The sequence below is a fragment of the Geobacter sp. SVR genome (assembly GCF_016865365.1).
Lineage (GTDB): Bacteria > Desulfobacterota > Desulfuromonadia > Geobacterales > Pseudopelobacteraceae > Pelotalea.
In genome coordinates, this window is record NZ_AP024469.1 from 3711998 (window position 1) to 3731688 (window position 19691).

The 19691-nt window shown below is 59.6% G+C and carries 33 protein-coding genes; 32 read left to right on the forward strand and 1 reads right to left on the reverse strand.

What is annotated here, in order from left to right:
- Positions 1–50 precede the first annotated feature (50 nt).
- On the forward strand, positions 51–296 hold the full coding sequence (locus GSVR_RS17200) for a helix-turn-helix transcriptional regulator (RefSeq protein ID WP_173198842.1): 246 nt from the start codon (positions 51–53) through the stop codon (positions 294–296).
- Between the two features lie 204 nt (positions 297–500).
- Here the strand turns inward: GSVR_RS17200 and GSVR_RS17205 are convergent, their stop codons facing one another.
- Complete coding sequence (locus GSVR_RS17205; protein WP_173198844.1) at positions 501–785, reverse strand: hypothetical protein; 285 nt, start codon at positions 783–785, stop codon at positions 501–503.
- A gap of 68 nt (positions 786–853) precedes the next feature.
- Between GSVR_RS17205 and GSVR_RS17210 the strand changes: the two genes are divergently transcribed.
- The 31 genes from GSVR_RS17210 to GSVR_RS17355 all read left to right on the forward strand — a co-directional run bounded on the left by GSVR_RS17210 (position 854) and on the right by GSVR_RS17355 (position 19669).
- Positions 854–1291, forward strand: coding sequence for a hypothetical protein (locus GSVR_RS17210; RefSeq protein ID WP_173198847.1), 438 nt, complete (start codon positions 854–856; stop codon positions 1289–1291).
- A gap of 3 nt (positions 1292–1294) precedes the next feature.
- On the forward strand, positions 1295–1591 hold the full coding sequence (locus GSVR_RS17215; protein WP_173198849.1) for a helix-turn-helix domain-containing protein: 297 nt from the start codon (positions 1295–1297) through the stop codon (positions 1589–1591).
- 66 nt (positions 1592–1657) lie between these two features.
- Positions 1658–2842 (forward strand): hypothetical protein, encoded by a 1185-nt coding sequence (locus tag GSVR_RS17220; protein ID WP_173198851.1) that lies wholly within the window; start codon positions 1658–1660, stop codon positions 2840–2842.
- Between the two features lie 3 nt (positions 2843–2845).
- Positions 2846–4522: a hypothetical protein gene (locus GSVR_RS17225; RefSeq protein ID WP_173198852.1), complete on the forward strand. Its 1677-nt coding sequence runs from the start codon at positions 2846–2848 to the stop codon at positions 4520–4522.
- Positions 4523–4594: 72 nt separating this feature from the next.
- Positions 4595–5524, forward strand: coding sequence for an AAA family ATPase (locus GSVR_RS17230; protein ID WP_173198854.1), 930 nt, complete (start codon positions 4595–4597; stop codon positions 5522–5524).
- On the forward strand, positions 5518–5976 hold the full coding sequence (locus GSVR_RS17235) for a hypothetical protein (protein WP_173198856.1): 459 nt from the start codon (positions 5518–5520) through the stop codon (positions 5974–5976). Before GSVR_RS17230 ends, GSVR_RS17235 begins: the two co-directional genes overlap by 7 nt.
- Before the next feature lie 2 nt (positions 5977–5978).
- The gene (locus tag GSVR_RS17240) at positions 5979–6122 is read left to right on the forward strand and encodes a hypothetical protein (protein WP_173198858.1); all 144 of its coding nucleotides are present in this window, start codon (positions 5979–5981) and stop codon (positions 6120–6122) included.
- A gap of 195 nt (positions 6123–6317) precedes the next feature.
- Positions 6318–6854 (forward strand): hypothetical protein, encoded by a 537-nt coding sequence (locus GSVR_RS17245; protein WP_173198860.1) that lies wholly within the window; start codon positions 6318–6320, stop codon positions 6852–6854.
- Positions 6854–7024, forward strand: a complete 171-nt coding sequence (locus GSVR_RS17250) for a hypothetical protein (protein ID WP_173198862.1) — start codon at positions 6854–6856, stop codon at positions 7022–7024. Before GSVR_RS17245 ends, GSVR_RS17250 begins: the two co-directional genes overlap by 1 nt.
- Positions 7025–7133: 109 nt before the next feature.
- Entirely contained in the window at positions 7134–7256 is a 123-nt protein-coding gene (locus tag GSVR_RS22220) for a hypothetical protein (protein ID WP_255569613.1), read from the forward strand.
- Positions 7257–7311: 55 nt separating this feature from the next.
- Positions 7312–8022 (forward strand): DUF2786 domain-containing protein, encoded by a 711-nt coding sequence (locus tag GSVR_RS17255; protein ID WP_173198864.1) that lies wholly within the window; start codon positions 7312–7314, stop codon positions 8020–8022.
- A 2-nt stretch (positions 8023–8024) separates the two neighbouring features.
- Entirely contained in the window at positions 8025–8258 is a 234-nt protein-coding gene (locus GSVR_RS17260) for a hypothetical protein (RefSeq protein WP_173198866.1), read from the forward strand.
- Positions 8255–8614 (forward strand): hypothetical protein, encoded by a 360-nt coding sequence (locus GSVR_RS17265; protein WP_173198868.1) that lies wholly within the window; start codon positions 8255–8257, stop codon positions 8612–8614. Before GSVR_RS17260 ends, GSVR_RS17265 begins: the two co-directional genes overlap by 4 nt.
- Positions 8615–9019: 405 nt before the next feature.
- Complete coding sequence (locus GSVR_RS17270) at positions 9020–9226, forward strand: ribbon-helix-helix protein, CopG family (RefSeq protein WP_173198870.1); 207 nt, start codon at positions 9020–9022, stop codon at positions 9224–9226.
- Positions 9216–9428 (forward strand): hypothetical protein, encoded by a 213-nt coding sequence (locus GSVR_RS17275; protein ID WP_173198872.1) that lies wholly within the window; start codon positions 9216–9218, stop codon positions 9426–9428. Before GSVR_RS17270 ends, GSVR_RS17275 begins: the two co-directional genes overlap by 11 nt.
- A gap of 220 nt (positions 9429–9648) precedes the next feature.
- Positions 9649–10209: a phage protein GemA/Gp16 family protein gene (locus GSVR_RS17280; RefSeq protein ID WP_173198874.1), complete on the forward strand. Its 561-nt coding sequence runs from the start codon at positions 9649–9651 to the stop codon at positions 10207–10209.
- Between the two features lie 11 nt (positions 10210–10220).
- Positions 10221–10391 carry a hypothetical protein gene (locus tag GSVR_RS17285; RefSeq protein WP_173198876.1) on the forward strand — a complete coding sequence of 57 codons (171 nt, stop codon included), beginning with the start codon at positions 10221–10223 and terminating at the stop codon, positions 10389–10391.
- A 3-nt stretch (positions 10392–10394) separates the two neighbouring features.
- Positions 10395–10724, forward strand: a complete 330-nt coding sequence (locus GSVR_RS17290; protein ID WP_173198877.1) for a hypothetical protein — start codon at positions 10395–10397, stop codon at positions 10722–10724.
- Between the two features lie 10 nt (positions 10725–10734).
- Positions 10735–10926, forward strand: coding sequence for a hypothetical protein (locus GSVR_RS17295; RefSeq protein WP_173198878.1), 192 nt, complete (start codon positions 10735–10737; stop codon positions 10924–10926).
- Positions 10927–11143: 217 nt separating this feature from the next.
- Positions 11144–11788 (forward strand): glycoside hydrolase family 19 protein, encoded by a 645-nt coding sequence (locus GSVR_RS17300; RefSeq protein WP_173198879.1) that lies wholly within the window; start codon positions 11144–11146, stop codon positions 11786–11788.
- A gap of 10 nt (positions 11789–11798) precedes the next feature.
- Entirely contained in the window at positions 11799–12413 is a 615-nt protein-coding gene (locus GSVR_RS17305) for a hypothetical protein (protein WP_173198880.1), read from the forward strand.
- Entirely contained in the window at positions 12410–12601 is a 192-nt protein-coding gene (locus GSVR_RS17310; RefSeq protein ID WP_173198881.1) for a hypothetical protein, read from the forward strand. The genes GSVR_RS17305 and GSVR_RS17310 overlap by 4 nt, the downstream gene beginning before the upstream one ends.
- Positions 12601–12810: a TraR/DksA C4-type zinc finger protein gene (locus tag GSVR_RS17315; protein WP_173198882.1), complete on the forward strand. Its 210-nt coding sequence runs from the start codon at positions 12601–12603 to the stop codon at positions 12808–12810. The genes GSVR_RS17310 and GSVR_RS17315 overlap by 1 nt, the downstream gene beginning before the upstream one ends.
- The gene (locus GSVR_RS17320; RefSeq protein ID WP_173198883.1) at positions 12810–13151 is read left to right on the forward strand and encodes a hypothetical protein; all 342 of its coding nucleotides are present in this window, start codon (positions 12810–12812) and stop codon (positions 13149–13151) included. The genes GSVR_RS17315 and GSVR_RS17320 overlap by 1 nt, the downstream gene beginning before the upstream one ends.
- Positions 13148–13456 carry a winged-helix domain-containing protein gene (locus tag GSVR_RS17325; RefSeq protein WP_173198884.1) on the forward strand — a complete coding sequence of 103 codons (309 nt, stop codon included), beginning with the start codon at positions 13148–13150 and terminating at the stop codon, positions 13454–13456. Before GSVR_RS17320 ends, GSVR_RS17325 begins: the two co-directional genes overlap by 4 nt.
- Positions 13453–13983, forward strand: a complete 531-nt coding sequence (locus GSVR_RS17330) for a hypothetical protein (protein WP_173198885.1) — start codon at positions 13453–13455, stop codon at positions 13981–13983. Before GSVR_RS17325 ends, GSVR_RS17330 begins: the two co-directional genes overlap by 4 nt.
- The gene (locus GSVR_RS17335) at positions 13970–15493 is read left to right on the forward strand and encodes a hypothetical protein (RefSeq protein WP_173198886.1); all 1524 of its coding nucleotides are present in this window, start codon (positions 13970–13972) and stop codon (positions 15491–15493) included. The genes GSVR_RS17330 and GSVR_RS17335 overlap by 14 nt, the downstream gene beginning before the upstream one ends.
- The gene (locus tag GSVR_RS17340; RefSeq protein ID WP_203978709.1) at positions 15490–17199 is read left to right on the forward strand and encodes a hypothetical protein; all 1710 of its coding nucleotides are present in this window, start codon (positions 15490–15492) and stop codon (positions 17197–17199) included. Before GSVR_RS17335 ends, GSVR_RS17340 begins: the two co-directional genes overlap by 4 nt.
- The gene (locus GSVR_RS17345; protein ID WP_203978710.1) at positions 17169–17741 is read left to right on the forward strand and encodes a hypothetical protein; all 573 of its coding nucleotides are present in this window, start codon (positions 17169–17171) and stop codon (positions 17739–17741) included. The genes GSVR_RS17340 and GSVR_RS17345 overlap by 31 nt, the downstream gene beginning before the upstream one ends.
- A 77-nt stretch (positions 17742–17818) precedes the next feature.
- Positions 17819–18913 carry a hypothetical protein gene (locus GSVR_RS17350; RefSeq protein ID WP_203978711.1) on the forward strand — a complete coding sequence of 365 codons (1095 nt, stop codon included), beginning with the start codon at positions 17819–17821 and terminating at the stop codon, positions 18911–18913.
- A gap of 30 nt (positions 18914–18943) precedes the next feature.
- Positions 18944–19669: a hypothetical protein gene (locus tag GSVR_RS17355; RefSeq protein WP_203978712.1), complete on the forward strand. Its 726-nt coding sequence runs from the start codon at positions 18944–18946 to the stop codon at positions 19667–19669.
- The last annotated feature ends 22 nt before the right edge of the window (positions 19670–19691 follow it).

The window sequence follows — 19691 nt, forward strand, 5'->3', positions numbered from 1 at the left end:
ATTGTCTTGGTTTACATTACTAAACCTTACTAATGAAAAAAAGAGACCATATGAAACAGGAATCTACTGAAGTTACCGCCTGCAACATCCGGGCTTGGATGGCGCTCCGCAAGGTCACCAATGGCAAGATTGCCACGTCGGCAAAAGTCTCCCTCGTCATGGTTTCCTACGTCATCAACGGTCACCGCGTCAGCGCCCCTGTCATCAAAACCATCGCCCGTCTGTGCCGTGTCTCAGTCGCCGATCTGCTGGCCGGGCCGGAAGCTGCAGAACAAAACTCAAGGAGAGCAGCATGAACAGCTTATATGCCCGTAGAGTTATGTCCGGCGGAATAATCAGCATCAAAGATGTGCTTTACCAGGTGCCCCTCAATTTGGAGGGGCAAGAGATTATTGTCGATCCGGAACGTCTTGAATACCGCCCGACATCGATTGTCCGGCATGAAGATCCGATCCCGGAATTCATCACATTACAACCAGGTCTGTTGACCGCTCGTGAGATCAATGATCGTCGTGCGGCTCGTGAAGTTTTAGAAGCTGCAACTGTGCCGCCCGCAGATCACAAAGCTCCGGATCGAGATCCGGAATAATCTTGCCCTGCTCCGAGGGGGTCTTTTCCAGCTCTCTTGCGAGAGCGTACCGGATAGCGTTGTACGAAACTTCGCCATGAATCTGGATCTGGGAGAGCACCACACGGCCGATGGTCTTTTCGATATTGCTGCCGGCCTCGCGACGGAATCGCTGATTAAGTTTCTTGATTACAGCTGCATCGATTTCGATTTCCACATGCCACCTCCGCAACGGGAATATACATCAAAAGTGTCTTGACGGTAACAGCAAAAATGAGGGGCGTCATGTCCAATCCGCGCGAAAGAAAAGATAAAAGTGTATCCGGCCAGCTCGTGCTGCTGGATAGGGAGATAGAAACGGGCTCCCTGGAACACCTCAGCCTCGGTATCAAACAGCGCCTGAGCAAGATGCTCTCCCCGCGTGACCGTTTCATGGTGGCTGCCTGGATCAGCCGTGTAACCGGCATTGAGGTGAAAGGATCGGTGTTCGAGAAGATCCTGGGCAGCGACCCGGCCTACCAGCCCACCATGGTGCAGATCCTCGCCGCCTGTAAGCTGGCAGGGAGTTACGACCCGGTGGAGTATGGCCTTGGAGAGATCGGCGCCGGAGTGCTCACAGCCAACGAGAAGCCTTATGTGCAGTTGGCCAAGAAGATCCAGGAGCGCAAGCAGTTGGAGCAGGAAATAGCGATGTTGGAAAATCAATGCGGAGTGAGGAGGTAAGCGATGGCCCCCAAAACCTACAACCCGGTCATGAGCGACCACAAGCTGATTGACATCATTGAGCTGCTCCACCAGCAGACAACTCCCGTATCGGCGGCGCAGATCTCCAGGGAGCTGAACATGCCCCATGCCACGGTGATGAGCCACATGGTTGTGCTGCTGGAGCGCAAATGGGTGCGGCAGGCTGGCGAAATGTACGAGCCGGGCCCGCGCATCAGCGGCATGTATGCCGTGTATCTGCAGGGGCTGAAGGATAGGCGCGGCGATCTCGATCGCGAGATCCGCCAGTTGGAGGTGTGAGGATGAAAGGGATTCGCTTTCGGTGCGTTTTTTGTGGACGTGAATGGCCGACCATAGAGGAATGCAATGCTTGTGAAGAAAGCCATTAAATTCGGGGCTCAGGCCCTGGGTGTCGAACTTACCGAACCGGAGGAAAAAGGCATGAACAACGGCATAAACAACGATGTGAATGACGAGGTACTGGGCTGGCTGCTCAACGTGCCGGTTAGCGATGTGAACTTTCAGAACAACATCAAAATCGCCAATGAGGCCACGATCCGGGCGGCCTTGAGTGGCATTGAAGGCTTCGATCATGTCAAGACGAAAGAAGCAGCACTCAATCGGCGTCTTAAACAGGTGCTGGAGGCCCAGGCCGAGCAGGTGACCGCCACCGAAACCCGCCAGACCCGCACCACCGCCATGAATGTGGGCGAGTTGGAGGCCGAAAGCGAGCGGGAGCAGCAGTTGCAGGCCCAGGAAGAACAGAAAGATCGGGAGCGGAGGATTGCCGAGGCTCATGAGGTTGCGGGTCGAATTCAGGCCCTGACGTTCGTGGAGAAAGTGCTAACGGTTAGCACTTTAATACAGCTCAAAAACATCAAGGAATCCAAGGCTTATCGCAACCTCCCCAATATAGGGACATGGGATAACTATTGTGAATACTTGGGTTTTTCTCGCCAGAAAGTAGATATGGATCTTCAAAATCTTGCCGAGTTTGGAGAGCAATTTCTGCTAACGGTTGGCAGTTTTGGCCTTGGCTACCGTGAACTCCGCCAGCTCCGTCAGATCAAATATGACGGCGAATCCTTCCAGGTTTCCGAGGACGGCAAAACGATCGTGATTGAGGGTGAGGCCATCTCGCTCAACGACGATGCGGCGCCGGAGATCGAAGCGGCCCTGGAGAAGTTGCTGGAGAAAAACAAGACCCTCAGAGAGCGGAATACCCGCCTGGAAAAGGATCTGAAAGGGGTGGTCAAGGAGGAAATGGCCGGCCTGCAGGCGGAGAAAAAGGCCCTGGTGGAGCGGGTGAAGGTGTTGGAAGTGTTTGAGCCGAAAGAAGCCGATCGCGAATGGTCGGTCAAACAGATGGCCAAGATTGAAGAAGCCGCCGCCGGGCTGCAGCTGGCGATTGCCGGTTTCATCGCGGACCCGCGACTGAAGGATGACCGCCATCTGCAGGCAAAGGTCAATGCCCACCTCCAGGAGGCGGAGCTGGCTCTGAACGATGTCCGCACCCGGCTGGATGATGTTGTCGACATGTACAGGGACTAGGCCATGGCGACCAGGATCGATCAACACATAAAAGATCAGATCGTAGCCGCCTGGAAAGAGGCTCCCCGCGGCCACAAGACCGCCGTGGTCGGCAAATGGGCTGACATGCTCGACGTGGATTACGGGACCATCTACCGCCTGCTCCCCACCAACCGCCAGCGGAAAAAAGGGGCACGGAAACATGTCGACATTGAGGAGGTGGCCCGCACCATCGCCATCATCAAGAACAGCCCGCCCGACCACCGCGGCGTGATTTCCACGAAAGATGCCATGGATATCGCCCTGATCAACAACCAGATTCCCCAGGGCTACGCTGACGTCTGCTACAGCAGTATCGACCGGGTAATCCGCGACCTGGGGCTGAACACCAAGCGCCGCCGCGTGGAGCGCTTCCAGGCCGAATTCCCGAACGAAATGCATCACGTCGACGCCTCCACCAGTAACTGTTTCTATATCGCCAAGGCCCTGCCCGATGGTGATTTCCTCCTCCGGCTCCACCGCGGCAACAAGGATTACAAGAACAAGCCGATCCCGGTGGACGGCCTGCGCCCCTGGATCTACGGCATGACCGACGACCACAGCGGCTGCCACTGCTGCCGCTATGTGGCAGCCAAGGGGGAGAATGCGCGGCACAATATGGAATTCCTCTGCTGGGCCTGGTGGGAACAGCCGGAGAAATGCTTTTGGGGAGTGCCGTCCCATCCATCCGGTAAACGGGGCAAGATTAAAGGGGACCACGGCCCCATGATGGAATCACCCGAGGCTAAGGACTTCTTTGAGCGCTGCGGCGTGGATATCGATCCCTCAACCCCGCTCAACAAGGACGCCCACGGGAAGATCGAACGCCCCTGGCGCACCCTCTGGCAGAAATTTGAGCTGCCGTTCTTCGCCATGACCGACTGGCGGCACTACGAGATCACCATGATGGAGCTGAACAACCAGCTCATGAACTACTCCGCCGCCTACAACGAAATGAAGCACCGCTTCGAGCGCAAGCTTTCCCGCCGCCAGGCGTGGGAGCGGATCAGCCGGCACGGCGGCGTGGTGATCCTGCCGAACGATGCCCTGGAGACGATCGCCAAGAGCAATATTAAGCGCACCGTGGGCCAGGACGGCGTGTTTTGGATGGACAACGAGCCCTACGAGGTCAAGGGGCTGCATGATGCGCGGGTCAAGGTCTACGTGGGGATCTATGACAAGAAGGTGGTGGTGCAGGATCTCCGGGACGGCCAGCGGTACGAGGTAGAGGCATTCGCGCCCAACAGGCTGGGAGAGTACCGCACCAACCCGGAGACCGGCCAGCAGCAGATGCGCAAGGAAGCGGCAAAAATGGAAGGTGTGACCATTCCGCTTTACTCGGCCGAGGGGCGGGCGGCCCTCGGTTCGACTTCGCTCACCGAACGCCCCCTGAGCGGAGCCGAAGGGCGCAAGGTGATCAAGATGAAGACCAGGGTGAAAGAAACCCTTGTGCTGGAGAATCCTCTCGACCTCGACCGTTACAACAGCATTGAGGAGGCATGGGCGGCTTTTTGTCAGGCTGCTGGGAATTACTTCTTGGATGAGCCTCCAGAGTTCAGGATTTCAGTGCGGTCGCTGATCCAGGAAAACGGCATGTCGCGGCGGTTTGTGGCCGAACTGGCCGGGGATATCCAGGCAGAGCAGATGCAGGTGGCGATGTAGGCGAGAGTCAAAACACAACAGCCCCCGGCGCTGCAACGCCGAGGGCCACTACTGAAAGGGGGTAAATCAATTATGAGTATGACCAGACTGGAAACGTTTGTCAACCTCGGCTACACCAAGGATCCGCTCAAGGGCAAGCTGCACGAGACGGGAGACATGGTGCGGTGCCGGCGCATCCTCACCATGGCGGTCGAGAGCCGGGCCATGGTCAGCATCGTGGGGGACCGTGGCTGTGGGAAAACTGAGGCGGTCAAAGCGGCGATGGAACGGATGGATGTGAAAACCATCTGGCCCAAGCGGGTGGATCAGGAAAACATGACCATCGCCGATATCAAGACGGCCATGATCCTGGAGTTGTCCGACGAGAACGTCAAGCGCGGCGGCATCGTCAGCAGCGCCCAGTTGCGGCGGATCGTGGGCACGGCCAGCGGCAAACGGACCGCTCACGGCGCCGAAACTCAAATCGTCGTGATTATCGAAGAGGCCCAACGGCTGCACAAGAACACCCTGCGCTCTCTCAAAACACTGCGCGAGATGGATTGGGCGGGAAAGAGCGAACTCTTCACCATTATCCTTGTCGCCCAGTCAGACCCCATGAACCACCCCGGAGTCTCAGAGGTCCGGCTGCGCTCCGACATCGTCCGCATGCAGGGGCTCTCTGCCAACGAGGCCGCTCACTATGTGCGGGAAACCATCGGCAAGCACTTCGATCCCCGTGCCATTGAGCTGTTGGCCGAACTTCCTGCAGCCAGGAATTATCTGGAGCTGCAGGAGCTGTGTGTGACTCTGCTCAACATTGCCCTGGCAGCCGGTCGCGAGTTGGTGAGCGTGGAGGATGTGCGCTCCGTACAGCCCCCCGAGGCCGAGCCGGTGCCCAGGGGGCAGGCCCGCGGCAAGCAGCCTGCTGCCCCGGTCAGCGGCGCCACGGCCCTGCAGTCGGTGCTCAATCGCCGTAACGGCGATGCCGGCGGGGTACCGGCAGACGGGAGGGCCTCATGCTGAGACTGAAACAGGCCATGGACGAACTGAAGATCCCGCAGCAGGAATTCGTCAAGTACTCCGGGTGGAGCAAGACCCAGGTCAGTCTGACGCTGAAATCCGGCAAGCTTCCAGCCAATTCGGCCAAGTTCGCCGCCGATGTGCAGAACTTCGCGGAGCACCATCCGGAAATCATCCATTGGCTCGGTGAGCGTGACTTGGACGTGCCGGCACTGCTGGAGTGCCTAGACACACCAGCCGCCGAGTCCGCTCCCGACCTGGAGCGCGTCCTGTGTGAGATCGCCGGGCGGCAGGTGCTGGCCATTCCAAACGAGGACAACGGCCTCGTAGTCAGACTGATCCGGACCAATCACTACCTGTACAGCCATCTGTGCGAGCTGATGGGCAAGGATGCCCCCTATATGACGCGGCTGACAGCCGAGGCGGTAGGCATGCTTGAAAACGAAAGGAGCTGACCATGTGGAAAATGTTCAAAGCGCTGACATCAGGACGTGTAGCCCGCCGCAAATACAACCGCATGCGCCGCTGGATGCGGGATCGCGCCGAGGCCCGGCTGATCGTAGGGCTGTACGCCTCGGGCATGGTGAGGCGCTGGGTATGAGCCCCCGTGATACCTGCTCATCGCTGTATGAGGCCCTGGCATCCAGGCCGAGGGTCCAGACGCTCCCCAACCCGAACGAAATAGCGGAGCTGGGACCGGTGTGGGCCTGCTGGAAGTTCGGGACAGGCGGTCACGATTACGGCACCTGCGGGCTGTGCCGCAGTAATTACGACAGATACATGAAACGAGGGGACCATGGGAACACTGGCAGAGATTGAACAGGCAACAAAGGCTTTCGCGGACCGCAGGGAATTGCTGGCCCTGCGGATTGAAGATCTGCACACCGATATTGAGAGCATGAAACGAGAGCGGCTTCCGGCGATCAAAGAGGCCGCAGCCGATGCGGCCAACGCCAAGGCTGCGCTGGAGGCGATTATTGACGATAGCCGGGCGCAGTTCGTCAAGCCCCGCTCCATCATCATCAGCGGTATCCGGGTGGGCCTGCAGAAGGGTAAGGGGGGGCTGGATTACGAGGACGAGGCCACGGTGATCCGGCTGATCCGGAAGCACCTCCCCGCCGAGCAGCATGAACTTTTGATCAAGACAATTGAGAAGGTCATCAAGAAAGCACTTTCCGAGCTTGATGTGACCACCCTCAAGAAGATCGGCGTTACGGTTCAGGGTACCGGCGACGTGGTGCTGATCAAGCCGGTGGACAGCGACGTCGACAAGATCGTCAACGCCATGCTGAAAGAGGCCGCGGGTGATGCGGAAGGGGTGGAGGTGGAGTGATGGCCATACACCCGATGTTTGCCAGCAACATCAACGTCGGATCGACCTGCAGCAACTGCATCCACCGGCATCAGCCCAGTACGTTCAAGCGCTGCACGGTGTGCCTGGATAAAGGAATCGTCGACAAGCCGTATCCGATGCACCAGGAAGACTCTGTGGAGGGCGGATGAGACCGGTCGATAACCCTTGCGAAATGTGTTTCTGGCGGTTTGTCTGTCTTGTGGCCTGCGGCGAGGTGAACCGGATTCTGGTTGAGGAATACGAGGCGGAGGTGAAGACATGCTCCTGATTGCGATCGTATGGACCCTGCTCCAAGCGGCCCCGGACTGCATTCCGGTTGAAGAAGAAACCCAGGTGCTGCTGTTCCCCGACCGACCAGTGTGCCCGGTGCTTGACCGCTGAACCTGGGGCCGGAGCAGATCCGGCCCCACATTGAGCGATTAACCTGGAGGAAAGTATGAAAAACCGTGAAGCGATTATAGACAAAATCCGTAAGCTGCTCCGGCTGGCCAACAGCAGCAACGAACACGAGGCGGCCCTGGCTGCAGCCCGCGCTCAGGAACTGCTGGCAAAGCACAATCTGGACGAGGCGGAACTTACGGAGCGGGAAATCCCCAAAGAGGCCGGCGTCGCCTCTGTAGATAACGTGGTGAAGAAACCTGCCTCGTGGGTGTATTTGCTGGCCTCCGCCGTGGCCGGAGCCTTCGACTGCAAGTACTTCCACAGCCCGTACCATGGCCGGGTGAGCTTCGTCGGTGTCGACTTGGATCACGAAGTAGCCTCATTCACCTTTGGCTATCTCTACCGGACAATTAATCGCCTGGCAGCAGAATTCATGGGAAAAAGCCAGCAGCGGCGCCTCACGGCCAAAGGCAAGAAGAAAGTGCGCCTGTCGTATTGCCTGGGTTGTACCCATATCGTCAGCCAGAAACTGCGCGAACAGCACGAGCGGACGCCGATCACCACCACCGCCCTGGTCCCGATCAAGGAAGCCTTGATCAAGCAGCGGATGGCCGACTTTGGGATTGTGGAGACCGACCTGGACGAAGACAACCTGAGCGATCGCGCTTACTGGGCCGGCCGTCGCGACGGGGCCGGGATCGATCACGGCCGCCGTGCTGTCCGCGACAAAAAGGCCTGGCCATTACGGATTGAGCACAGGAGCTGACCATGGAGTCGAGCAACCTTACTTACAAAGAGTATGTACGGCTCGGCCGCGACTATGCGTCGCACTTGGCGCCGAACTGCACGTTTGAGGAGATCGCGGCCGCAATGAACATAGCGAGTAAACAGGCTGCAGAAATGCTGTGCTGCGTGGCACTGGGCAAACTGGTCTATGGCCTCCAGACGTCTTTGGCCAGCGATATTGAAGCGTACCATAGCGTTAAAAGGATGGCCCTATGACCCCCGAAACCCGCGAAAAACTGGACCGCAAACTCCGCGAACACGGCCTGACCGTGCTCCTCAGCCGTGACTACGACCAGATCCTGCACCAGCTCGCCCGGCTGTCCGAGTTCAAATGCCTGATAGAGTGTTGCGAAACTGCGCCGGTGTTGGCGGCAGTCAAATGCGTGGACCGCATACAGGCGCAGCGTGATGGTCATGGTGATGCCCCGGCGGCGCTGGCCGTGCTTGATATCCCCGCCATCCAGTCTGCACTTAACCGGGCGCTGTATGGCCTGCACGCCAAGGGCCGGCGCGTTAATCTGGAGCGGCTGCCGGCAGCGATCACGGCGTTCCTGGGGATATTGGGGGATTAGCGATGGAGATCCTGCTCGGTACCTGCGCCCGCCTGCGCTCCCGGATCAGTCAACGCCAATGCGACATCAACCGCAAAGGTCTGCCCTGGACGCCAGGCCGGACGGCGCAGTTCCGCCCTGCTTTGCCTGCGAGGGATGCGCCGGGCTGGTGGATCTCGCTCCGGCCGATTACCGCCCTGCAGCAGTACCGGCGATTTTCCCCGATCCCCGGCCGCAACAGGCGGCGCCTGTGTCCGCACAGCGCCCCAAACCTGCCCGGCCAGCGCTACCCCCCCCCTCGACCGCAAAACCGCGCCAGCGGCGGAATACGCGGCCGCAGCGGGTGGTCTACGGCGTGCCGCCTGAGATTACCGCGCAGATCCTGGCGCGGGTGCAGCAATTGATAACGAAACGGAGAACGGCGCCATGGGAGCGAAAAAGAAGAGCCCGCGCTATAACGTGCTGAGCTTCAGAGTTTCCGACGAAGAACTCCGGCTGATTGAGTCGGAGACATCCGGCAGCCGTCAGGATTTTCTTCATGCTGTGGTGATGGAGACCGTCCAGATCCGGCGCGAGGCAAGGCAGACCCGGAGAGAAGAGCGTCACCTGAAGTGGCTGCAGAATGCCGCTTGATTACGACTATGAGGAACGCGCTGCCATCATGCAGTACTGCGGTGGCTGGTCCAAGGCGGATGCGGAAAAGCTGGCCAGGGAGCGCCCTTGGAAAACGGATAAATGGTGGGGTGTCCCGAAGCCGCAGCAGACGACGTTCAGTGATGACCCATTGGCCAACGAGTGCTTTTCCGAGGTGAGCAAGCTGGTAGGGGGTTGGTGATGACGGGTGACCGGATAGACGGCAGTAGTTGGCTGCAGCAGCGGTTGCCGCTGGAAATTGAGGGGGGGGTACCTATGAAACCTCCACCGCAGGAAACGCTTCACGAAGGGCCAGTAATGGACAAAATCGAAGGCATGCCGCGCCACTGCGAGACACTGAAACCCAACCGCCTGTGCCCATACATCCCCCTGGGCTGCACAGGCTGTAAGTTGAGGAAACCATGAAAACAGAATCCCCAACACGCCGCACCTCCGGCCCGATCACCAAAGCGCAAATCAACACCATCATGCTCATCTGCAGCCAGTTCGGGATTACGAAGGCAGAGCGCGGGGAACTGCTCGAGGATCGCTACGGCAAAAGCTCCACCGCGGATCTCAGCAGCGATCAGGCCGGGCACTTCATTGCGGAGTACGAGCGAAAGGGGTTTGTGATCAAGGGTGGTAAAGGCTATCGCCCCACTGCCAGGCGCGCGCCTGTTCCAAGGTCGGGAAAGGTCGTTGCCCTGGTTAATCAGGACGAGCTGGATAAAATCACCGCCCTGGCCGGGCTGGTCCTGTGGCGGGCGGATAATGGCCTGCAGCTGTTCCTGGAAAAACGCATGGGCCTGAAAGAGGGCAAGGTGCGCACCTCGGCTGATGCGTACCTTGCGATTGAGGGGCTGAAGAAGATGTTCGAGGGCCAGATGAAGCGCACTCACGGCCCTGGCTGGTGGCGCCTTCGTTTCACGAATGCCGCGATCATGGAATACATCGAATTGCACTGTCCCAAGGAATACAGATAGCCGGAGGAGCTATGACACTGAAAGACTTCATGGAGACGATCCAGGGCAAGCTCGACAACAAAGAGCTGCATGGCGACGAAATGCTGTATGTCGAAGGCTTCGGTGGCCTTGTCTGGTCCGTGGTGGATGTGGGGGCATTCTCCAGGGATGTTGTGCTGATTGAAATCGATGACGAGGGCTAGGCCATGACTGCCCCGCAGGAAAATAAAGCCTCTTGGCTGGACTACATCCACATTGAGCAACTGCCGGAGGATTACCAGCTCCTTGTACGGATCATCGGCCTGGATCTGACGATCAAGGTAGCCTTCCAACTCCCCAAGGTGCATCTCTACTTCAAGAGCCCGGAAAAGCTTTTCCTGCCGGCCAAGGAAAAGTACATCCGGGATACGATCGCCAAATATCCCGGCACCGATCGCCGCCGGCTGGCCCTGGAGACAGGGCTGTCCGAGAGGCATGTCTATACCGTGGTCAGCGAATCTCAGGAACGGGAAAAGCAGCAGGGTTTCGAGTTTTAGGAGGGGTGCCATGAACCAACACCGCCGCGGAGAATTGGTAACAGACCCACGGGACGCCGTAGCCGAGATCCAGGGCGGACACCCCCTGATGCACAATACCTGTGTCCTGTCCGCAGCCCAGATAAAGACATGGCCCGTTGCAAAGCTCCTGCAGGCGGTGCAGTTCAAGCGTTTATACACGGTCATGCGCCTGCCGACTTGACACCGAATCGTTCCCGCGATATAAGCCCCTCATCACCAAGCCCCCTCCCTCCCCGGGAGAGGGCTTTACTTTTTTTGAACCGCGCAATCAACCTTCCCCGCCGCATCCGCTAGTATCCCCACCCAACAGCAGCACCACTCTGACCGGCGGCATCTGCCCCATGCCGACCCCAGGCGGGAGGTCTCCTCCCGCCCCGGTCCATACTTCGAGACCACAAATGCTGATCACGGTGGAACAATTCCGGCGCCTGTTTCCTCGCTCCACCGAACCCGAGGCCTGGGCGGCTGCGCTGAACGGCATCCTGCCGCGGTACGCTATCTACAACAACCCTCTGCGCCTAGCCATGTTCCTGGCCCAGACGGGGCACGAGTCCGACGGTTTCACCGACCTGACCGAAAACCTCAATTACAGCGCGGAGGGGCTGGCCAGGACGTGGCCCACCCGGTACGCCGTCGATCCCAAGGCCGCGACCAAGGTCCCTAACGACCTGGCCCGGCGCCTCCACCGCCAGCCCGAGGCGATCGCCAACAACTGCTACGCCAACCGCATGGGCAACGGTCCCGAGTCCAGCGGCGACGGCTGGCGCTTCCGTGGTTATGGCCTGATCCAGCTTACCGGCCGGGCTAACCGCGAGGCGTTCGCCAAGGCCATCGGCCAGCCCCTGGATGCGGCCGAGGCATACCTGTTGACCTACGAAGGCGCGATCGAATCGGCCTGCTGGTACTGGTCGACACGCAATATCAATCCGCTGGCCGACGCCGGCAATGTCCTGGCAGTTACCAAAAGCATCAACGCCGGCGTCAACGGTCTGGCCGATCGGCAGGCTCGCTACGCCGAGGCTTTGAAAATACTGGCAGTGTAAAGGAGCCCCCATGAACAGCAAGCCCATCTGGCAATCGAAAACCCTCTGGATCAACGTGGTCGCCATCATCGCCATGACCGCCCAGGCCCTTAACAGCGCCTGGATCATCAGCCCGGAACTCCAGGGCAGCATACTGGCCGTCATCAACCTGGCGCTGCGGATCGTTACCGGTACATCCCTTGACTGGTCTGTCACAGGCACCACCCCGACCAACCAGGACAACGGGCAGGCCGGATTTGTCTCGCTGCCGCTGCTCGTCGTCATGCTGGCCCTGGGCGGATTGATGCTGTTGGCCGGCTGCGCCACTACCGGTGCCGTTTCAACACCAGCGGCATCCGACAGTCCGCAGGTATTGGCCGGCAAATCGTTGCTGGCAGTCAAGAGCACTATTGTCACCGCGGCCCCGGCCGTTGATGGGCTCTGTCGATCAGGAGCCATGGCTGCCGACAAATGCGCCGCCGCCCGGGTTGCCTACGAGCAGGCCAAACCGGCCTACGACACCGCCGTGGATGCGTACCTGCTGATGACGTCCGGGGGAGGTGATCCGGCGGCATTTGCCGCCACCTTACAACGGGTGCAGTCGCTGGCTGCCAACATGAAAACTCTGGCGGGAGGTGGCAAATGAACCCCGCCGCCATCGCTCAACTGATTATCGTCCTTGCACCGCTCCTTCAGAGCGCCGTGATTGAAGGCGAGAAGCTGATCACCACATTCCGTTCCGATCTGACCGCTGAAGAGCTGCGCAGTGCTCTGCAGGCGTCCCTCTCTGCTACCTGGCCCGAGCTGACTTTCGGGCAAGACTCGCCATCCTGATGGACGACGTCGACCGCGCCCAGGTGGTGAATGAAGACTTCCAGGCGTTTGTTCTGCAGCAGCAACAAGCCGGGCGGGAACCGGGAAATTACACCGGTTCCGCCTGTCTGGACTGCGGAGACGAAATCCCCACAGCGCGCCGGCTGGCAGTACCCGGCTGCCGCAGATGCATAAACTGCCAGACACTACACGAGCACTGGAGGATTTGATGGTCAACAAGTTGATCGAATCGCTGATTAACTGGGGACCGGGCGGAGTGCTGGCCGGCCTGATGATGCTCGGGCTTTACAAGCTGCTCGATAAGTTTGCCGGCAAGGCCATTGATGCCCAACAGGCCCAGGCGGTGGCCCTCGCCTCCCAGGCCAAGGCTATGGAGGGATTGCAGACGTCGTTGAAGGAGTTCGTCTCCCGAGACAACGGCGAGCACCGAGAGATGCTGGTGCTCATGAAGTATACCGCACAGCACATCCAGGGGCTCCTGGAGGCTCGGAACGAGTTTATCGACTTGAAAGAAGAGTGCGAAAAGCACCGATGCATGGGGGATCAATGACACCGCCCGGACTGAGCAGCGAAAAAAACAAGCGGATTCGCGTGACGCTCCTGGAGCTGTTGCGCACCGAGTATCCCGGCAGTCTCGACCTGCGGGTCTTGCAGTTTTCCCTGGACAACCTCGGCTATCCGATCCCCGAGGAAGCCTTGTCAGCCCATCTCCGCTACCTGGAGGAGAAGGGCTATGTGACCCTGACGAAAAAGAAGGGCTATGGCTTCCAAATCGAATTCGCCTGTCTGACCGCCTCCGGCTGGGATCTGCTCGACGGCCACACCTGCGAAAAGGGTATCGACGAGGCGTTATGAAGGGGAAATCGTACAAGGTCGAGAACCGAGAGACTGCCTTCACTGTCTGGCGAGAGTGCAGTGGCAACATTGAATTGACCCTGCGGACCCTGCGCGATCAGCACGGCCTCTCTCTCACCAAACCGACGCTCTACGATTGGAAGGAAAAATTCGGCTGGGAGAATCGGGCGGCGCGGGCCGATGCGGTAAGTCAGGAAGTAGCCGACAATGCCGCCGATAACCTGATGCTCAAGGCGTTGCTTGATCAGAAGAAGAAGTATGAGCAGTACTTTGAGACGTTGGGCCCCACCGGCATTGATACCCAGGCCACCTACGCCTTCAACTCCCTGATCAAGACTATCTGTGACATCCAGAATCGTCAGGCCGCCGGCGTCGGTTTCGACCGACCCAAGTTCTTTCTGGAAAACCTGCAGTGGCTGGTCGGATGGATGAAGAAAAACGATCCCGAGGGTCTCCCGCTCCTGGCTCGCCACATCGACAAGCTGACTGCGGATTACAAGATGGAGTTGATGAATGGCAATGCGTAAGACCCAGAACATAACGGAGCGCCAGTACGACGATTACGTCGCCGGCCTCCGTAAGCTCATTGCCGACAGCGTTTCGCCGTTCGAGAACGATACTCCGGCAAAGAAGCGGGAGCGCATCGAACGCTGCAACGATCCCCTGGAGTTCATCAAGACCTACATGCCGCACTACGCCCGGACCGACTTTGCACCGTGTCATGCCGAATGGTGCGAGATTGCCGACCAGCCAGGTCTCAATTTCATCGGTGCGCCACGCGACCACGCAAAGACAACTATCGTCACGGTAGGGCTGCGCATCTACCGCATCTGCAAGCAGCTCCGCAAGTACATCATGCTGGGCTCCAACATCCACGACCAGGCCAAGCGCTTCACGGTCAAGATCAAGGTCGAACTGGAGGACAACCCCCGGCTGCGCCATGACTATGGCGACGTGATCGCCAAGACCCGCACCTGGGGCGATGATTTTTTCCTTACCAAGGGGGGCACCCTGGTTGAGGCCCTGGGCCGGGGTGATCAGTGGCGCGGCAAGTCGCATGGTCCCTACCGGCCCGACGATATCGGCCTGGATGACCTGGAAGACAACAGCACGGTCAAGAGCCCCACGGTCACCAAGTCCATCGTGGAATTCATCCAGGGCGAGGTGCTCGGCTGTCTTGAAGGAGACTGCTCGGCCACCATGGTGGGCAATGTGTTCCACGGCAAGAGTGCCATCTCTCAGATGATCGCCATGGAAGACGAGGAAACCGGCCTGCCGCTCTACACCTCCAAGGTCTACGACGCCATTGTGGACGAGGAGAACAAGATCACCCTGTGGCCGGCCCGTTGGCCCTGGGACAAGCTGATGCGCAAGATGAAGCTGGTCACCAAGCGCATCTTCAACAGAGAGTTCCGCAACAAGAGCACGGAAGAAGACAGTCCCTTCCCGGAGGATACGGCCACCTACTTCGACCGCATCCAGGTGGTTGAACGCCAGCTGATCTTTGCCACCGCCGTCGACCCGTCAGCCACGGCCACCGAGAAAAGCGACTTCCGGGCCGTGGTCACCTGGGGGTTCGACCGCGAATCAATGATCTTCAGGTGCATGCACGCGTGGATAAAGCGCCGCTCGATCGGGGAAATGTTTGCCGCGGCCTACGCACAGAACGAGCAGTATCCCGGGCGCTGTCCGATTGAGGAGAACATGCTCAAGGACTTTCTCCACGAGGCGATTCAGAACTACGCCAGAGAGGTTGGCCACTACCTCCCTTGGGCTCCCCTCCATCATGGTTCGCAGGCCAACAAGATCGCCCGGATCGTCGGTACCTGCGAATATCTGTGGGAGCACAAGAAAATGCAGTTCGAGCGCCGTCATTCGGACCAGAAGACCCTGGTGGATCAGTTCGTGTACATCAACAACAACACGGTCAACGATGACGGGCCTGACGCCTCGGAAATGGCCATCAGTTTCCTGCAGAAGGGCTCGGGTATCCGTGTTGCCGACTGCTACCCCGAATTCGCGGAGGCCCGCGCATGAGCTGGTGGCGATTTGCCCGCAAAACTCCGGCCGTGGACGTCGGGCAGATCTCGGTACCCGAGGACCAGATCACCGGTGTGCTCGGCAAGCTCGCTGGATTCTATTCGTTCGTCGGTGCGCCGTTTCCTCTGGAGTTCCTGGATGTACTGGAGCCGCTCTCCATTTTCAATCCGGACATCTCCCAGGCCCTGCAGATCTGGGTCAACCTGGGCAACACCGGCCACGAGCTGACCGTGGAGGCTCGCAACCCCCAGGCCGCTCTGGACCGGCTCAATGCCCTGGCCGCTTCGGTCTATCTGACCGGCGGCGGGGTGGACGGCCTGGTCAACCATTTTCTTCGCCAGATCCCGCTCATGGGGGCGCTCTCGGCCGAGTGGGTGATCAGCGACAACCTGCGCGACGGCGTCGCTGACTGTGCTGTTGTACCGGTGAAGCGCATCCGCTTCCGTCGGGTGGACGGGGTCATGACTCCCCACCAGATGACCAATCAGATCAGCGGAGGCAACAACGGCTACGTGCAGCTCAACCCGTTCACCTACAGCTATATGCCGCTCCAGACCGTGGACGGATCTCCCTATGCCATCCCGCTGTTCTACGCGACTCTGAAGAACATTGAGGTGCAGCTGGACGCCACGGACAACATCGGCGCCATCATCCGCAAGATGGGCCTGCTCGGCTTCATGGACGTGAGCATGGAGGTCCCGCAGCAGCGTGCGGGAGAGAACGACGAGGCCTACAAGAACCGCCTGACGCAACGGCTGAAGGACTATGCCAAGGCGTACAAACAGAACATCAGCAAGGGAGTGGCGGTCCACTACAAGGATCAGGAGATCAAGCACAACGCCACCAACGCCGGTGCCGCTGCCGGCGCGAAATCGGTGTGGGAGATGAACGAGGAGCAGATTTTTTCAGCCCTGGATATTCCCCCCAGCATGGCGGGCCGCTCCTACAGCACGACCGAGACCTACGCCCAGGTGGATTACGACCGTTTCACCGCAAAGCTCGGCGTTGCCCGGCGGATGATCAAGCGATTCCTGGAGAAGGGCTATGCCCTCGACCTGCTGCTGCACGGGATTGATGCCCAGGTGTCGGTAACCTGGAACAACAACGACACGCTCAAGGCCAAGGACAAAGCCGAGACGGAAGGCCAGCGGATTGAGAATGTGCTCAAGAAGCGGGATGGCGGGATCATTACCAGCGATGAAGCGGCGCAGGAACTGGGATACGAGAAGGCCACCGGCTTTCGTGCCGGCAACCAGACTCCGGCCGGTTTTTCTGCCGTGCAGTTCCGTTTCAACCGGCAGACCGGGCGCTATACGTTCCGGCCGGAGGTGATCCGCCTGGAACAGCCGGCCGACGATCGCCAGGACCAGAACTATATCGCGGCCCTGCAGGCGGTTCTGGAGGGGCCGGAGGAGAAGGCGATCAAGGCGGGGATAGCCGCGGGTGCAGATTACATCGACAACGGCAATCACCGCCGGAGTCTGAAAGGGTTTGCACTGGCAGTATATACGGCGTTCGAAATCACGCTCCGCAGCGAGATCAGCAAAACGATCGTGATGGAGGTCTGCAACCAGTTCGTCAGCTCCCAATGGCGCCGCTGGCGGTACGAGGACAAGAACCACCTGCGGGGCCGCCGGGGCAGCGCCTTGCCGGCGATACCATCGACATTGCCGTGGTCGACCAGAATGCCCTGCGCTACCTGACCAATGTGGAGCAGTTCTACTTCGGCCGCGGCAACTACCTGGCCAACAACGAGACCGTGGGCAAGCAGTTCATCTCCTGGCTGCAGGATGAATATATCTCCAAGGGGCTCAACATCCGCGACCCGGAGACGTGGGCAGAGTTCACACGGACGTTCACCGGGTTGGTCAATGAGACCAGCTTCTACAAGATCGAGCAGCTCGTTTCCACCACCATGGGGCGCGTGCAGAACATGGGGCAGACCCTCTCTCTCTACGAGGCCGGGATCAAGCGCTATCAGATCGTGGGGCCGAGTACGTTTCCCATCTGCGCCCACTGCAAGTCGATGCTGGGGCGGAAGTTTGATGTCCAGGTAGCCGCAACGCGGCTGGCTCGGACCCTGGAAAAGGGATTCGAGAAGCCCGACGACCTGCCGCCATTTCTGTCCAACAAATACACGGCCGACCAGGTCACGGAAATGAGCGACGCCGAGCTGCAAGCGGCAGGTTTCGAGACCCCCCCGTATCACCCGAAATGCCGCCACCGGAAAGCGGCAGTCGACTGACGGGTCGGGCAGGCATCGTTTAGGCGGTTTATAAACTAAATTTGAGCGTTCCAGGGCTATGTCGCGAGGAGGTTGTGATGGCTGAAAAACAGAAAAACGAAAGTTTCCAGGTGCTGAGAGATGGATTTGCAAAAGCCAGGTTCGGGGGAACGATCTCCGGGTGCCCCCTGCCGGGCACGGATACACCCTTCAGTTTTGCGTCGGCCGAGGGAGAGGAAAACGGCGGGCTTAATCCCGAAGAGTATGTGGGCCGCATCTTCAGAATACTGTCAGCCACCGTCACCCCCTACCGGTTTTTCGACTTTCGCCAGCCGGGAGTGCTCAAGGCTGCGGTGCCGCTGTTTGAGAAGCTGACCCTCTACGCCAACCACTCCATCGACGTGACCAGGTGGAAAGGTTTTACCCAGGGTCCGCTCTGGGATGATCAGAACGATCCGCAAGGAATCAACTGCCTGCTGGCCGTCGACAAGATCATTGACCCCTCGTTGGCCAGGGGGGTGGAGACCGGGGCACTGCGGGCCTGCAGCGTGACCATCTGGTTCGAGTTTGAAAAATCGCATCCCAACCTGGATTACTACTGGTCCCGGCTGGGCGAGGTAGTCGACGGCGAAGTGGTGCGGCTGATCGTCACCAAGATCACCAATGCCGGCGAGGTTTCCATCGTCTGGGAGGGTGAGGACCCGTATGCCAAAGCATTAGAGGCGGGCGCCAGCGGCGCCCCTGACCATAACAACACTGAGGAGGAAAAGGACATGAAGCTGACCGCAGCAACCATGGCCCTCCTGGGGATCGCCGCCGGCACCGAGTTGTCCGCGGAGCTCCTGGAGGGGAAGATCAACGAGACCGTTACCGGCCTCAAAACCAAGATTGCCGGCCTGGAGCCGGAGGCCCAGCTCGGTAAGCAGCTCCTGGAGGAAACCCGTACCAGGGCCGAGACGCTCTACAAGGTGCTCAAGGGCGAAGGGGCGCTGGAGCGCTTTATCACCGGCGTGATCCGCACCGCAGATCTGGCCACGGCCCGCGCCCTGTGCGAGGAGTACGAGCAGGCGGTGGAGAGCAAGGTGCCGCTGGCCTGCCCGAAATGTGGTGAAAAGCTGAAGCGCCAGTCGTCGCGGCCCGCGCCGGAAGGCCATGCCGCCGGCGGGAAGCGGGCCGCTGATTACAAGCTGTAACCGTTCATCAACCAATCACGGAGGTATCTCATGAGCTGGAAAGATATGTTGGGCGTGAGCTTCAACGAGTTGGAAGTCAATGATATGACTTTTCTGTTGGCGGAGGGAATCATCCGCTCCGACGAAGGAAAGGTAGTCAAGGTCTCTGCCAATGGCACGGTTGATCTGTGCGCCGCCGAGGACGTTTTCTTCGGCAAGCTGATCAAGATCGACACCTCGCCCGAGGTGGGCGCCGTGCGCTGCTGCGACTGCTGTGTGGAGGTTTCTTATACCGGCAACCCCGGCCTCAACTATCAGCACCTGGTTGCCGACGGCCTGGGAGGTGTCAAGCCACCTGCTGCAGCCGTGGCCGCGTCATTGGCAACTGGCGTGGTGGCCAACAACAACGCCTTGACGTTCACCGCCAAAAAGGCCGGCGCGGACGGTAACGACATCACAATCACGCTGATCGACCCGCCCGGCAATAACGTGACCCTTTCGGTCGACGTGGTCGGCCGGGACATCAACGTCACCCTGGCCACCGACGGCGCCAGCGCCATCACCTCTACCGCCGCCCTGGTCAAAGCAGCCATCGAGGCGAGTTCCGCGGCGGATCTGGTCACGGTGGCACATACCGGCGCCAGCACCGGCGCAGCCGCGGTCGTCGCGGTTGCCGCCACCAATCTGGCCGGCGGTACCGACGCCAGTGTCGGCCGGCCCATGTTCGTGCTCACCAAGGATACCACGGCCCATACCCTGGTCATGTGCTGCCCGTAGACCATCACCCATCAATAAGGAG

Excerpts from the sequence above, each read along its gene's own strand:
- GSVR_RS17200 (WP_173198842.1), top strand. The coding sequence starts at position 51 with ATGAAACAGGAATCTACTGAAGTTACCGCCTGCAACATCCGGGCTTGG.
- GSVR_RS17210 (WP_173198847.1), top strand. The coding sequence starts at position 854 with ATGTCCAATCCGCGCGAAAGAAAAGATAAAAGTGTATCCGGCCAGCTC.
- GSVR_RS17215 (WP_173198849.1), top strand. The coding sequence starts at position 1,295 with ATGGCCCCCAAAACCTACAACCCGGTCATGAGCGACCACAAGCTGATT.
- GSVR_RS17220 (WP_173198851.1), top strand. The coding sequence starts at position 1,658 with ATGCTTGTGAAGAAAGCCATTAAATTCGGGGCTCAGGCCCTGGGTGTC.
- GSVR_RS17225 (WP_173198852.1), top strand. The coding sequence starts at position 2,846 with ATGGCGACCAGGATCGATCAACACATAAAAGATCAGATCGTAGCCGCC.
- GSVR_RS17230 (WP_173198854.1), top strand. The coding sequence starts at position 4,595 with ATGAGTATGACCAGACTGGAAACGTTTGTCAACCTCGGCTACACCAAG.
- GSVR_RS17235 (WP_173198856.1), top strand. The coding sequence starts at position 5,518 with ATGCTGAGACTGAAACAGGCCATGGACGAACTGAAGATCCCGCAGCAG.
- GSVR_RS17240 (WP_173198858.1), top strand. The coding sequence starts at position 5,979 with ATGTGGAAAATGTTCAAAGCGCTGACATCAGGACGTGTAGCCCGCCGC.
- GSVR_RS17245 (WP_173198860.1), top strand. The coding sequence starts at position 6,318 with ATGGGAACACTGGCAGAGATTGAACAGGCAACAAAGGCTTTCGCGGAC.
- GSVR_RS17250 (WP_173198862.1), top strand. The coding sequence starts at position 6,854 with ATGGCCATACACCCGATGTTTGCCAGCAACATCAACGTCGGATCGACC.
- GSVR_RS22220 (WP_255569613.1), top strand. The coding sequence starts at position 7,134 with ATGCTCCTGATTGCGATCGTATGGACCCTGCTCCAAGCGGCCCCGGAC.
- GSVR_RS17255 (WP_173198864.1), top strand. The coding sequence starts at position 7,312 with ATGAAAAACCGTGAAGCGATTATAGACAAAATCCGTAAGCTGCTCCGG.
- GSVR_RS17260 (WP_173198866.1), top strand. The coding sequence starts at position 8,025 with ATGGAGTCGAGCAACCTTACTTACAAAGAGTATGTACGGCTCGGCCGC.
- GSVR_RS17265 (WP_173198868.1), top strand. The coding sequence starts at position 8,255 with ATGACCCCCGAAACCCGCGAAAAACTGGACCGCAAACTCCGCGAACAC.
- GSVR_RS17270 (WP_173198870.1), top strand. The coding sequence starts at position 9,020 with ATGGGAGCGAAAAAGAAGAGCCCGCGCTATAACGTGCTGAGCTTCAGA.
- GSVR_RS17275 (WP_173198872.1), top strand. The coding sequence starts at position 9,216 with ATGCCGCTTGATTACGACTATGAGGAACGCGCTGCCATCATGCAGTAC.
- GSVR_RS17280 (WP_173198874.1), top strand. The coding sequence starts at position 9,649 with ATGAAAACAGAATCCCCAACACGCCGCACCTCCGGCCCGATCACCAAA.
- GSVR_RS17285 (WP_173198876.1), top strand. The coding sequence starts at position 10,221 with ATGACACTGAAAGACTTCATGGAGACGATCCAGGGCAAGCTCGACAAC.
- GSVR_RS17290 (WP_173198877.1), top strand. The coding sequence starts at position 10,395 with ATGACTGCCCCGCAGGAAAATAAAGCCTCTTGGCTGGACTACATCCAC.
- GSVR_RS17295 (WP_173198878.1), top strand. The coding sequence starts at position 10,735 with ATGAACCAACACCGCCGCGGAGAATTGGTAACAGACCCACGGGACGCC.
- GSVR_RS17300 (WP_173198879.1), top strand. The coding sequence starts at position 11,144 with ATGCTGATCACGGTGGAACAATTCCGGCGCCTGTTTCCTCGCTCCACC.
- GSVR_RS17305 (WP_173198880.1), top strand. The coding sequence starts at position 11,799 with ATGAACAGCAAGCCCATCTGGCAATCGAAAACCCTCTGGATCAACGTG.
- GSVR_RS17310 (WP_173198881.1), top strand. The coding sequence starts at position 12,410 with ATGAACCCCGCCGCCATCGCTCAACTGATTATCGTCCTTGCACCGCTC.
- GSVR_RS17315 (WP_173198882.1), top strand. The coding sequence starts at position 12,601 with ATGGACGACGTCGACCGCGCCCAGGTGGTGAATGAAGACTTCCAGGCG.
- GSVR_RS17320 (WP_173198883.1), top strand. The coding sequence starts at position 12,810 with ATGGTCAACAAGTTGATCGAATCGCTGATTAACTGGGGACCGGGCGGA.
- GSVR_RS17325 (WP_173198884.1), top strand. The coding sequence starts at position 13,148 with ATGACACCGCCCGGACTGAGCAGCGAAAAAAACAAGCGGATTCGCGTG.
- GSVR_RS17330 (WP_173198885.1), top strand. The coding sequence starts at position 13,453 with ATGAAGGGGAAATCGTACAAGGTCGAGAACCGAGAGACTGCCTTCACT.
- GSVR_RS17335 (WP_173198886.1), top strand. The coding sequence starts at position 13,970 with ATGGCAATGCGTAAGACCCAGAACATAACGGAGCGCCAGTACGACGAT.
- GSVR_RS17340 (WP_203978709.1), top strand. The coding sequence starts at position 15,490 with ATGAGCTGGTGGCGATTTGCCCGCAAAACTCCGGCCGTGGACGTCGGG.
- GSVR_RS17350 (WP_203978711.1), top strand. The coding sequence starts at position 17,819 with ATGGCTGAAAAACAGAAAAACGAAAGTTTCCAGGTGCTGAGAGATGGA.
- GSVR_RS17355 (WP_203978712.1), top strand. The coding sequence starts at position 18,944 with ATGAGCTGGAAAGATATGTTGGGCGTGAGCTTCAACGAGTTGGAAGTC.